Here is a 12,849-nt window from a genome sequence, read left to right as displayed (position 1 = left end):
AATACGTGGATTCCATATAGGTAATGGGGCAATAATGATTCCCAGAACATACAAAAAAGCCGCTGGATTGAACCCCAGCGGCTTATTATTTTCTAGCATCTAGCATCTAGCATCTAGCATCTAGCGCTTAGATTAGTTGTTGCTGTGTAGTTCGCTGTTTAGCTCAACAGCAGACTTGTTCGCAAGACATTCAATTTGGCCAGTGATTGAGTTACGACGGAACAGAAGATCAGAAACGCCAGCTAGATCGCGAGCTTTAATGATCTCTACTTCGTTGCCTTCTTTATCTAACATGCGAACCTTAGTACCCGCAGTCACGTAAAGACCAGACTCAACCGTACAACGGTCGCCCATAGGGAAGCCAAGACCAGCGTTTGCGCCTAGTAGGCAGTTTTCGCCGATAGAGATAACCATCGTACCGCCACCAGACAGAGTACCCATGATAGAAGCGCCGCCGCCGATGTCTGAACCGTTACCTACAACAACACCCGCAGAGATACGACCTTCAACCATGCTCACGCCAGTTGTACCAGCATTGAAGTTGATGAAACCTTCGTGCATTACTGTTGTGCCTTCGCCTACGTGTGCGCCAAGACGAACACGAGAAGTGTCAGCAATACGAATACCTGTTGGTACTACGTAGTCCACCATTTTAGGGAACTTGTCTACGCAATCTACAGACAGAGCACGACCTGCAAGGCGAGCTTCGATTTGACGCTCAGCCAGCTCAGGTAGGTCGATAGGGCCTTCGTTTGTCCATGCGATGTTGTGCAGTAGACCGAAGATGCCGTCCAGTACCGTACCGTGCGGTTGTACTAGGCGGTTAGAGATAAGTTGTAGCTTTAGGAAGCCTTCAGCAACTGATGCTGGCTTCTCGTCAGTAGCAAGAACAACAAGAACAAGTGGCTGTTCAGACGCTGCCGCTTTTTCTGCGAAAGATGCGTTAGCTGCATCATCGTTTGCTGCGAATGCCTTCGCCAGTTCTGCGCTTTGTGCAGCAGAGATTTCGATAGCTTGGTTGCCTTCAGCGTAACCTGACACTTCAGCTACAGCTGCTACAAGAGCGTCGCTTGGGTTTAGAAGCGGGTTAGGGAAGAACGCTTCAATGATTTTATTGTCGCGATTTTTGGTTGCCGTACCGAAGGCTAGTGAAAAATAAGCCATGTTGAATCTCCATGTGTTGAGTCTTGATTTTGCTATTCCAAAACAACGGCTCGAATAACAAGCGCTGCCGTTAGCAAAGTTAATTTAATTGCGTTCATCATAAAGAGAGCGCCCTCGTTATGAAAGGGCGTATCGGGATAAAGTCTGTAAAATGATATTGCTTGTCTTTTGAGAGATAGTTTTCATTATCCGGATATTATACCTCGCTCTTAAATATGGGCGTTCTTACTTAAGTAGCGCGGTGCCATTTCATTTCCATGCCTGACACTTATCTTTAGTCCATCCTCTTGTTAGCCGTATCAATAGAGTGAGTCACACTTTCTTTATAAATTCATGTTTATTATCAGAATTATTCGACTTCTGTTGATTAATCGCTTGTGCCTACAGTTAGGGTAAATACTCAACTTTCCAGACATGTAATTAAGAGAACGATCACTAAAACCATGCAAGATGTCAGTATATTGCCTGCCATAACGACATTAAAACGATTAATAAAGGATCTTCTATGAATTTTACTAAGTCTTTACTGGTGTTATCTATCGGCGTAGCGATGGTTGGTTGTGGCTCGGACAGTGACGATATCGCAGTGACATGTGACACTGCCGCTTCTTGTACCAAGTTTACTGTTTTACATACCAACGATAACCATGGTCGCTTCTGGGAAAATAGTAAGGGTGAGTATGGAATGGCGGCTCGTAAGACGTTGATTGATAGTATTCGTGCGGAAGTGACTCAAAACGGTGGTGAGACGATCCTACTGTCCGGTGGTGACATTAATACTGGTGTTCCAGAGTCTGATATGCAGGATGCGATACCAGATTTTGTTGGCATGAACCTTCTTGGTTACGATGCGATGGCATTAGGTAACCATGAATTCGACAACACCTTGGATGTGCTTGAGATGCAATCTGAGCTAGCTGACTTCCCGATGCTTGCGGCGAATATTTATATCAAAGATGGAGACACAGTTACTGATGAACGCCTTTTCTCTCCATATAAAGTATTCACCATTAATGGTTTAAAGATTGCTGTTATTGGCCTGACAACCAAAGATACGGCTAAATTAGTTAATCCTGACAACGTCGCGACAATTCACTTTGCCGACCCACAAGTTGAAATCAAAAAAGCCATAAAAGAAATAGAGGCCAATGAAACGGTTGACCTGATTTTTGCTACCACGCATATGGGGCATTACGCAGATGGTCAGCATGGTAGTGAAGCGCCTGGCGATGTATTGCTTGCTCGCTCTCTAGAAGAAGGTCAGCTAGATGCAATTATTGGTGGACACTCTCAAAACCCTGTTTGTATGGAAGGCAATGAATACGCCGACTTCAACCCAGGGGATGACTGCAAACCTGATCAGCAAAATGGTACCTACATCATGCAAGCTCACGAGTGGGGTAAGTATGTAGGCAGAGCTGACTTTGAGTTTTATGACGGCAAACTGCATTTAGCGAAGTACGATCTGGTTCCTGTGAACCTAAAAGAGAAGGATGAAAACGGTGATTATCAGTTTATTCAATCTGAAATAAAGCCTGATGCAGCTGTAAAAGCTACTCTCTACCCATATCAACAACAAGGGCAAGATCTCCTCGATGTCATCATCTCAAAGACAGATGCAAAACTGGAAGGTGATCGTGATGTTGTTCGTTCAGAACAAACTAATCTTGGTCACTTGTTAGGAGAAGCATACCGCACTTATGAATTGGTGAATGCTGACTTTGGTGTAATGAACTCTGGTGGTGTCCGTGACTCAATTGCGGCAGGAGACATTGCTTATCGTGATGTACTGACGGTTCAACCTTTCGGGAACTTCGTGACTAAAGCAACGATGACAGGTGCTGAAGTAAAAGCGTATTTGGACGTTGTTGCGACGAAGACTGCAGGATCCGGCGCTTATGCCCAACTCGACAATATCAGCTTAACGGTTGACTGCGATTTGAGTGATGTGACCATTCGAGACATCAATGGCAAAGGTTTTGATTTAGCAGACACTTACACGTTCTCCGTGATCAGTTTCAGTGCGGCTGGTGGTGATGACTACCCAGTAATTGACGTTGAATCGACACAGTTAACGGATGCCTCGGTACTGCGCGAATTCTTTGTTAAGAACCCTGATGTCACTGCAGCGAATTACGCACCAGCGGATGGTGATCTAATCTACATGAGTAAAGGTTTAGAAGTAAAAGGCTGCCCTGCGAACTAATTTATAATTCGTAAACAAAAGCGCCAAAGAAAATAGCCAGCGAATCGCTGGCTATTTTTGTATCAGAAATTTGTTGTTCTGAGCTTAAACAAACAGCGCCTTATGAGCTTGTTCAATACCTTCAATCAGCATCTGCATACCAATAACGGCGAGTATCAAACCCATCATTCGGGTAATTACATTCAATGCACTTGGTCCAACGGCTTTAACGAAGCGCTCGCCAAATACAAACAATACGTAGGTTAAGGCGCATAGTAGGCCAAAGGCGACGATGGTGATGATGGTTTCGTAGATGCCTTCGGTGCTGGCAAAGTTCATCGCGGTGGCAATGGTGCCCGGTCCGGCTAAGATTGGCATTGCCAGTGGCGAGACGGCGATACTGAGCGCCGCATCTTGTTGAGCGTCTGAGTTGACCTTCTCTTTTGCTTTAGAGTGTGTTGAGTCACCTTGCAGCATATGAAAGCCAATCAAGAACACGAGGATCCCGCCGGTGATACGAAGCGCGTAAAGCGTGATATCAAAGAGGTCGAAGATGAGTTTACCCGAGACAGCAAAGGTGCTGACGATGATGAAGGCGATGAACACTGAGCGGAAAGCGATAGACTTGACCGTTTCCCTATCATTATCACCTGTTAATCAAAGAAAGATCGGTGTGTTGGCGATAGGGTTCATGATGGCAAAAAAGCCCATGAACACGGTAATGGTATGAATGATGAGCTCTTTCATATTATTCCTTTGAAAATATGTAGTTAAATACGACAGCAGAATGTATTTAATCTTAGATACAAATAATTATTAGAAATAGATAGTAGAGCAAGTGTGAATAAAAAACAGCCAGCATAAGGCTGGCTGTTTGGTTTTAGTGATAGGTGTAGAGTTTTAGTCGTCCGTTATTGCTTGATTCTCAACTAACAGACTCTACATAACAGGCAGATTGTGGGACTCACTTTGTCGTTATGCGTGTTGAGATTCACTCACTGCCACAGCCAATGCAACCGTCGATCCGACCATTGGGTTGTTGCCCTTGCCGATGAAGCCCATCATCGCCACGTGAGCAGGAACTGAAGAGCTACCTGCGAACTGAGCATCAGCGTGCATTCTGCCCATGGTATCGGTCATGCCGTAAGACGCTGGGCCTGCTGCTACGTTATCTGGGTGCAATGTTCGACCTGTACCGCCACCTGAAGCAACTGAGAAGTATGGCAAACCTTGGCGAGTGCGTTCTGCTTTGTAGATACCAGCAACAGGGTGTTGGAAGCGTGTTGGGTTGGTTGAGTTACCCGTGATACTCACATCCACTTCTTCTCTGTGCATGATCGCTACACCTTCACGTACATCATCAGCGCCGTAACACAAGATCTCGCCACGAGGGCCTTGTGAGAAGCGGCGACGTTCTGTTTCAACTAGCTCACCCGTTTGGTAATCAAATTGAGTGCGAACATAAGTAAAGCCATTGATGCGAGAGATTAGGTAAGCGGCATCTTTACCTAGACCGTTCAAGATAACTTTCAATGGTGTTTTGCGTGATTTGTTCACGTTCAGTGCAATCTTGATCGCACCTTCTGCAGCAGCAAAAGACTCATGGCCTGCAAGGAAAGCAAAGCAGTGGCTCTCTTCATTGAGAAGGCGAGCAGCCAGTGCGCCATGGCCGATACCGACTTGGCGTTGCTCCGCAACACTGCCGGGTTTTGTGAATGCTTGAAGGCCTTCACCAATGATATTCGCTGCTTGTTCTGCGTTGTTCGCTTTACGGAACAGAGCCAATGCTGCACCAAGAGTGTAAGCGTCAGCTGCGCTTTCAAATGCGATAGGTTGAGTGTCCATCACTAATGCTTTTGGGTCGACATTATGTGATAAACAGTATTGGTTTGCTTGCTCTAAAGAGTCGAAGTTCATTTCTGCCAATACGCGAGTTACTGATTCATTAAATTGAGTGTTCATCATATCTTTCCTCTTTTATTGGCAAAAATTATTGTTGACGTGGGTTAATGGTGGTCACGGCTTCGTCGAAGCGACCATAAGTCCCTGTCGCAAGGTCAGCAGCTTCGTTCGCTGGTACGCCTTGGTTAATCGCCTTCATCATTTTGCCGAGGTTGAGATATTCATAGCCAATCACTTCGCTGTGATCATCAAGTGCAAGCTTAGTTACGTAACCTTCTGCAAGTTCTAGGTAACGAACGCCTTTCGCTGAGGTTGAATAACTGGTGCCGACTTGGCTACGCTGTGTTTGACCTAAGTCTTCTAGTGCTGCGCCGATCTCTAGGCCACCTTCAGAGAAAGCAGACTGAGTTCGACCGTAAACAAACTGCAGGAAGATTTCGCGCATCGCTACGTTGATCGCGTCACATACTAAGTCAGTATTCAGCGCTTCTAGAATGGTTTTTCCGGTGAGGATTTCCGCAGCCATCGCGGCAGATTGAGTCATACCTGAACAACCAATCGTTTCGATTAATGCTTCTTCGATGATGCCGTTTTTTACGTTAAGAGTCAGTTTTGCAGCACCTTGTTGTGGTGCACAAGTGCCAACACCGTGGCTTAAGCCAGAAATAGCGATGACATCTTTTGGGCTAACCATTGCGCCTTCAACTGGAATTGGAGCTGAATTGTGAAGATCACCCCTTTGAATAGGGCACATTGATTGAATTTCTGAAGAGTAGTGCATAATGTTTTCTCACTTATAGAGCCATTTAAGGCCTAGGGCGTTGAGAAAACAGGACGTGTTGGAAGAGGTGCGGCTAATTCACTACAGATCTTGAGTATCGATAATCCAAAGGTGTCATGGAACTTGGTCTTAATAGACTAAGTCCATTTCAAAATGGAGGAATAGCGATACGTCCAACAGTATTACCTGTTTTCGATTCTGTAGGAGTCATTAGCACTGTTCGGAAAGAACGGGCGGTTGAAGCAAAAGCTTAGGTGGAACCCCATCACCTGATGGCTATAGATTAGATCTTCCTCACACTTTCATGCAAGCGAATGTTTAGAGCGATTTCGACTATAAACAAGCTTCATTATATTTCGATAAGTATAAAAAAACGCCAATAACGAACTCTGATTAGAGGCGTCATTGACGTTTTTTAGAAAGGTATCAGCTAGTTAAGCTGCATCTTCTTCTGCGTCTTCAACAGCTTCAAGCTTCTTAGCTTTTTTCGGAGCTGGCTTACGCTTAGCACCTAATGCGTAAAGAACTTCTTCTTTGTTCTTCGCTAGGTACATTGCAAGTTCTTCTTGCTTGCCTTCATCTTCAACTAAATCGCTTTTGCCTAACAGTTCAAAAAGCTCATCAGCCATATCCAGCATTTTGTCGTATGCGTCAGCTTCGGCTTTAGAGGTAAAAGTCATTTTCTCTTCTCCGTTGCGTTCCACCACGTACTTGACGATAACAGCCATGGTTAATCCTCTAAGTTTGATAAATTTTACTGGCTTTTTATACAGTTTCTGATGTTAAAAGTCCAGTTGGAGCCCGTACTATGCGGCCTCAATCTTGATGTGCCGCCCAGTCTTCACAATAACTCATGAAAGATTTCAGCAGTGGGCTTTGATATTTGTCTTTATGGACCAGCATCCAGAATCGGCGTTTCATATCAAGTGGCACATTAAGCGCTTTTACTCGGCCTGAATCGATCGCTCGCTGAGCAGCTAAACGAGACAAACAGGCAAAGCCAAGACCGGCAGAAACAGAGTTGATGATTGCTTCTGTGGTGTTGAGTTCAAAAGATTCATACCAATGTTCGATGCGCGGTGCGACGGCACGAAGGAAAAACTCGCGAGTCCCTGAGCCTGATTCACGTAAAATCCAATGGCTGTCTTCTAAATCGCTTAAAATCACTTTTTCTTTGGCAACGAGAGGATGTTGATTACTAACAATAATGCACATTTCATCGCTGCTAAACTGACTCGAAATGAGTTCAGGGTGTAATGTTTTTCCTTCAATTAGCGCGATATCCAGTTCATAATCCACCAACTTTTGGCAGATCAGTGCACTGTTTGAAATGAACAAGCTTTGATCCTGATGTTGAGTTCGTTCGCGAAAGCATGACAAAATAAACGGTGCGACCTGATTACCAATCGTGTCACTCGCGCCGACCTTTAGATTGCCACTTAAAGGCTGATCATCACGGAACAAAACATCAATACCAGCAGCACGATGTAATATTTCATCCGCCAATGGAAGTAACTTATGTCCCTCTTGGTTGAGAATTAATCGGTTGTTGACCCGGTCAAATAGAGAGTGGCCGAGTTGTTTCTCCATTTCGCCTAGTGCCATGCTGACCGCAGCTTTAGACAGAAACAGAGCCTCAGAGGCAGCAGTCAATGTCGAGTGCTGAGTAATAGTGACGAACACTTTGAGCTGTTTTATTGAAATATTAGCCATCAGATTCCTAGTTTTACTCTGCTGGTGAAAATGGATTCTGTTCAGTATTGATGAACACTTGTTATATATAATTGGATATTGTTTAACGAAGCGCAAGCGTATTATGGCTTCAACAAGCTGATGAGTTCACAAGTTTAGTGAATTAGGTTTAAGAGAGGCTGACATGATTCAACGTATTAAATATAGATTAACAGGAGCTCCAACACCCATGGCAGGGTTAGCACTCGCAATTGCAAGCTTAGGCTGGTGTTGGGATGGTGTTCTAGTCGCACAAGGTATCTTACATACACCGGGTTTGGTGCAGTGGATCAGTGCTGGCATTGCGGCGGTATTACTTCTTGTTTTAGCTGTGAAATTTTTGATTCATGGTCACCTATTGCGTGAAGATCTTGCTCACCCTGTTGTCGGCAGTGTGGTACCAACATTTGCAATGGGGTGCATGGTGGTGTCAGCGTCTTTGGCGCCAATCTCTCAATTCTTACAAGAAGCTATGTGGTTGGCTTCTGTGGCTTTGCATGTTGTGTTTCTAACGAGCTTTTTGTACCACAGAGCTAAAAACTTTGAGATTCACCACATGGTGCCAAGCTGGTTTGTGCCACCGATCGGTATTATCGTCGCTGACGTCTCTTTCTCAGGTAATCCAGTTTTAGAGCCAGTAGCTAACGCGACTTTGGTATTCGGCTTATTGGTTTACGCAGTAATGCTACCAATCATGGTTTACCGTTTGATCTTCTCTCACGAAGTGCCAGATGCTGCAAAACCAACGATTGCGATTATGGCAGCACCGGCAAGCCTATCTTTGGCGGGTTACTTAACCGTTACTGCTAACCCTTCACCTGTGATCATTGGTTTACTATTTGGTATTGCAGTGTTGATGACGTTCATTATCTATATGGCGTTTTTCAAACTACTTCGTCTTCCATTTAGCCCTGGTTATGCAGCGTTTACCTTCCCAATCGTGATTGGTGCAACAGCCTTGTTCAAACTGGCTGCGTGGATGCAAGCACAAGGTATTGAAGCGCATTACATCAATCAAGTGTTTGGCCTAGCGTATCTAGAATTGATTGTGGCAACGTTTGTAGTGGGTTATGTGGCGGTTCGTTATTACATGAATTACAAACCTCACCGTGTTCTAAGCGCGGTAGGCAGTAGATTGTAAGAAGCAATAGTTCAAAAGATAAACGGAGCTTAAGTTTTCAGTATTTCATAAGCTTATATTCCTAATCCAAACTCGGCACTTATGCTAATCTGGCTTTATATTGTGGCAAGATTAGCGTGAGTGCACTTTGTTTACTGTTTACCATTCCAATAAAGTCGATACTTTAAAAATCCTTCTCGTTCATTTAATCAAAAGTGATCCTTTAGCCAACCCTTTCGAAAAAGAGCAGATCTTGGTTCAGAGCCCAGGTATGTCTCAATGGCTTAAGATGGAACTCGCCAAAGAGTTTGGTGTAGCAGCAAATATAGACTTTCCTCTTCCAGCAACCTTCATTTGGGATATGTTTACCCAAGTGCTTCCTGATGTACCTAAACGCAGTGCTTTTAACAAGGAAGCGATGACATGGAAGCTGATGAGTTTGTTACCCGCTAAGCTTGACCACCCTGATTTTTTACCTCTACAACGCTACCTTGAAAACGACGAAGATGATTCGAAGTTGTACCAATTGGCAGAGAAAATTGCCGACATCTTCGATGGTTACTTGGTGTATCGACCGGAGTGGATGGCGATGTGGGAAGCGGGAGAGCCCGTTGCCGAGTTAATTGATGATGGGGGGCAACAAGAACATCCTTGGCAGCCAATTTTGTGGAAGACACTCTATGAGCAAACCCTGTCTCAAGGCCAATCGAAGTATCACCGTGGTAACTTGTATCACGACTTTATTGAAGCGTTAGCCAATCAACAAGGTCAGCTACAACACTTACCTAAGCGTCTGTTTGTGTTTGGTATCTCTTCGCTGCCTCCTCGTTATATGGACGCGTTGAAAGCACTTGGTGAGCAGATTGATGTTCATTTGATGTTTACCAACCCTTGCCAACATTATTGGGGCGATATTCGCGATCGTAAATACTTGGCAAGAGTTGAAGCGCAGCGTCGTAAGCAGTTTGCGTTGGTTGATGGTTTACCTCAGCTAGAAGGTGAAGTATCACCTTTGAAAGATGGCATTGAAGCCAACGTTGAAGATGAACTGCATACTAGCCAAGCTGTCGGTAATAGCTTGTTGGCGTCTATGGGTAAATTGGGCAGAGATAACCTGTTTTTGCTATCTCAATCAGACAGTGAAGAGCACGAGTTCTTTATTGATGTAGAGAGAGACAGCCTGCTCCATCAATTGCAAGCCGATATTCTCCAGCTAGAAGAACATCAAGATGATCACATCTTAGATTCCAGCAATCATAAACAGGTGGTTGAGCTTGGCGATCGTTCACTGACTGTACATGCGTGTCACAGCCCAATGCGTGAGGTGGAAGTTCTTCATGACCAGCTATTGGCGATGTTTGATGCCGACCCGACCCTGAAACCACGCGATATCATCGTGATGGTGTCTGACATTAATGCTTATAGCCCAGCGATTCAGGCGGTATTTGGTAATGCTCCGGGTGAGCGTTATATCCCTTACTCGATCTCTGATAGAACTGCAGACCAAGAAAGCCCAATTCTGACCGCTTTCATGCAATTGGTCGCGCTACCGAACACGCGCTGTTTAGCCTCTGAGTTGCTAGAGCTGTTAGAAATTCCTGCGATGATGGCACGCTTTGGTATTGACGAGTTTCAATTCGAGCAAGCCAAGCAATGGGTTGAAGAGGCGGGCATTCGTTGGGGGGTTGATGCTTCAACTGCAACAGAATTTGATCTACCTGCGACTGAGCAAAATACCTGGCTATTTGGTATTCAGCGTATGTTACTGGGCTATGCGATGTCAGACTCTGCGGGCTTGTTTGAAACTGAACATTCTCCGATTGCGGCTTATAACGAAGTTCAGGGTATTAACGCCGAACTTGCGGGTAAGTTAGCGCACTTTATTGACCGTATCGCTCATTACCGCCAACGACTAACTGAAACCCAATCAATCGATATGTGGCGTGAAACCTTGCTGCAAATGATTGATGATTTTTTTGCGGTTGAGCTGGAAGGTGAGGTGGTGCTTAAGTCGATTCGTGATGCACTTTCACAACTGAATGAACAGCTTGATGATGCCTTGTATGAGCAAGAGTTGTCGCCGAGTATCATCTATCAGTACTTAAATAATAAACTGTCGGGCGCCCGTATCAGTCAGCGTTTCTTAGCGGGACAAGTTAACTTTTGTACCTTGATGCCGATGCGTTCTATTCCGTTCAAAACCGTCTGTTTGTTAGGCATGAATGATGGGGTTTACCCTCGCTCAATGCCGCCAGAAGGTTTTGACCTGATGAACGGGCGCACTCGACCTGGTGATCGTTCTCGTCGTGATGATGACCGTTATCTATTCCTAGAAGCAATGCTGTCAGCACAAGAGTGTTTATACATCAGCTATGTCGGCCGTTCGATTCAAGATAATACTGAGCGAGTACCGTCGGTGTTGGTTTCTGAGTTGATTGAGTACTGCCACCAGAACTACTGCCTAAGTGCAGATCAAGCGTTACCAAGTGATGATTCTGGTATCAAACTGACTCAAGCAATCAGCTTTGAACACACCATGACACCATTTAGCCCAGCAGCCTTTACGCAAGGTGATGCAGGTCATGTATTGAGCTACGCCAAAGAATGGCTTCCTGCGGCTAACCGTTCCGGTGAACGCAGTGGTGAATTCAATCGTGCCTTGGATGACTATTTGCTTGGTGCGACCTATCCATTGGAATTGGATTTGGTTGAGCTGCAGCGTTTCTGGCGCTTGCCAGTGCAATACTTCTTTAATCGCCGCCTAAAAGTGGTGTTTGAGCCCCCGCTTCCGGTAATGGAAGACGATGAACCGTTCGTGCTTAATGGTTTAGAAAGTTTCCAACTAAAAGACGCTTTGCTTCAAGTATTACTCGATCATCCTGAAGGGGCGGATGAAGCGGTTCGCTTGTTTGTCTCTGAGCAAAAAGCTCAAGGTCGATTACCGGTTGGCGCTTTTGGTGATATCGAATTTGAAACCAACCGCGTTCAAGCAGAAGACTTAGCCAAAGAGATTCGATTTGTAAGTGGGCAGCCACAACAAGATCTCGAGGTAAATATTGAATTTGACGTGTTAGGCGAAGGTAAGCCTGTTCGCTTGATGGGGTGGTTAACTCAAAACTATCAATCAGGTCTAGTGCGTTTTCGTAGCGGCAAAATACGCTCTCAAGATTACTTGGCTGCGTGGATTGATCATCTATCCTGCGCTGTTATGGGACACGGAAAAACGACTCATATTATTGGCTATGACAGAAAAGAAGGCGTGGTTCACCAAACGCTACAACCTATCGGCGATGCGCAGCAGGCGAAGAGTTTATTAGCTGAGTTAGTGCGACTGTTCTATCAAGGTATGACTGCACCACTGCCGTATTTCCCGAAAACCGCCTTAGCCGGCGTTGAAGCGGGCTTTAGCCGTGGTAAATGGGTCGATGATGAAGAGAAGTCGCTCAAGAAAATGGCCGATACTTTTAATGATAGCTTCGCTTTCACGGGCGAGGGTAGAGATACCTACATCTCGCGTATTTGGCCTAAGTGGGACGAGGAGCTGGCGGCTGAGTCGCGTATGTATTCAACGCTTGTGTTACAGGCGGCAAGGTTGGCGGCTGCCGATCTGGAAGATCAGGAGTAAGTGGCTGTGATCGACAAGATCAGTAGCGTGTGCGCTGAATTAATGAAAAACGAAAGAGAGTCGCTGGTAAGCATTTGGGATGCTTACTTTCCTGGTGAAGGGAATCAAAGTGAAGAGAAGCAAGTTACAGGAAATAAAGTGGCCGCCAGTAAATCATTATTAGTGTAGGGCGTTCGCTGTACGGCCACAGGTCAGAGGGACCATTATTCTGTGGTTCAAAGTAACGCCATAAAGTACAAAACTCGTATGCGCTCCTGAACTCGTGGGCGCATAGTAGCGAGGCGATCCGAATTGATCCGTGAGAGAGATCGCACTAACTATTAACAAATTAGCGTAGGACG

General features: G+C 45.2%; 9 protein-coding genes, 1 pseudogene and 1 riboswitch. Of the genes and pseudogenes, 4 read left to right on the top strand and 6 right to left on the bottom strand.

The annotated features are described in order from the left end of the window. Window positions 1-132: 132 nt before the first annotated feature. Window positions 133-1,164: a 2,3,4,5-tetrahydropyridine-2,6-dicarboxylate N-succinyltransferase gene (gene dapD, locus AB4517_RS11440; protein WP_017059885.1), complete on the bottom strand. Its 1,032-nt coding sequence runs from the start codon at window positions 1,162-1,164 to the stop codon at window positions 133-135. Between the two features lie 505 nt (window positions 1,165-1,669). Here dapD and ushA point away from each other — a divergent pair. Continuing rightward, window positions 1,670-3,370 (top strand): bifunctional UDP-sugar hydrolase/5'-nucleotidase UshA, encoded by a 1,701-nt coding sequence (gene ushA, locus AB4517_RS11435; protein ID WP_017064205.1) that lies wholly within the window; start codon window positions 1,670-1,672, stop codon window positions 3,368-3,370. Between the two features lie 84 nt (window positions 3,371-3,454). Here ushA and AB4517_RS11430 read toward each other — a convergent pair. The 5 genes and pseudogenes from AB4517_RS11430 to AB4517_RS11410 form a co-directional block, all read right to left on the bottom strand. Beyond that, window positions 3,455-4,096, bottom strand: a pseudogene (locus tag AB4517_RS11430) (MarC family protein). Between the two features lie 228 nt (window positions 4,097-4,324). Next, a complete protein-coding gene (locus AB4517_RS11425; protein ID WP_372148374.1) occupies window positions 4,325-5,314 on the bottom strand; it encodes a GGGtGRT protein in 990 nt (329 codons plus the stop codon). A 25-nt stretch (window positions 5,315-5,339) separates the two neighbouring features. Continuing rightward, entirely contained in the window at window positions 5,340-6,032 is a 693-nt protein-coding gene (locus tag AB4517_RS11420) for an iron-sulfur cluster assembly scaffold protein (RefSeq protein ID WP_017068533.1), read from the bottom strand. Window positions 6,033-6,226: 194 nt separating this feature from the next. Then, window positions 6,227-6,311: riboswitch (Fluoride riboswitch) on the bottom strand. 155 nt (window positions 6,312-6,466) lie between these two features. Beyond that, the gene (locus AB4517_RS11415) at window positions 6,467-6,760 is read right to left on the bottom strand and encodes a YebG family protein (RefSeq protein WP_008223840.1); all 294 of its coding nucleotides are present in this window, start codon (window positions 6,758-6,760) and stop codon (window positions 6,467-6,469) included. An 88-nt stretch (window positions 6,761-6,848) separates the two neighbouring features. Beyond that, complete coding sequence (locus tag AB4517_RS11410) at window positions 6,849-7,745, bottom strand: LysR family transcriptional regulator (RefSeq protein ID WP_372148373.1); 897 nt, start codon at window positions 7,743-7,745, stop codon at window positions 6,849-6,851. Between the two features lie 208 nt (window positions 7,746-7,953). On the opposite strand from AB4517_RS11410, the gene AB4517_RS11405 reads away from it, so the two are divergent. The 3 genes from AB4517_RS11405 (at window position 7,954) to AB4517_RS11395 (ending at window position 12,676) form a co-directional block, all read left to right on the top strand. Continuing rightward, a complete protein-coding gene (locus AB4517_RS11405) occupies window positions 7,954-8,904 on the top strand; it encodes a TDT family transporter (protein ID WP_017071043.1) in 951 nt (316 codons plus the stop codon). A gap of 127 nt (window positions 8,905-9,031) precedes the next feature. After that, complete coding sequence (gene recC, locus AB4517_RS11400) at window positions 9,032-12,508, top strand: exodeoxyribonuclease V subunit gamma (RefSeq protein WP_372148372.1); 3,477 nt, start codon at window positions 9,032-9,034, stop codon at window positions 12,506-12,508. Between the two features lie 6 nt (window positions 12,509-12,514). Next, window positions 12,515-12,676, top strand: a complete 162-nt coding sequence (locus AB4517_RS11395; RefSeq protein WP_372148375.1) for a hypothetical protein — start codon at window positions 12,515-12,517, stop codon at window positions 12,674-12,676. The last annotated feature ends 173 nt before the right edge of the window (window positions 12,677-12,849 follow it).

Source organism: Vibrio sp. 10N.222.52.C3, assembly GCF_041474195.1.
Classification (GTDB): Bacteria; Pseudomonadota; Gammaproteobacteria; order Enterobacterales; family Vibrionaceae; genus Vibrio; species Vibrio crassostreae_C.
Note: the sequence above shows the minus strand (reverse complement) of the source record. Positions and strands in the feature narration are given on the sequence as shown.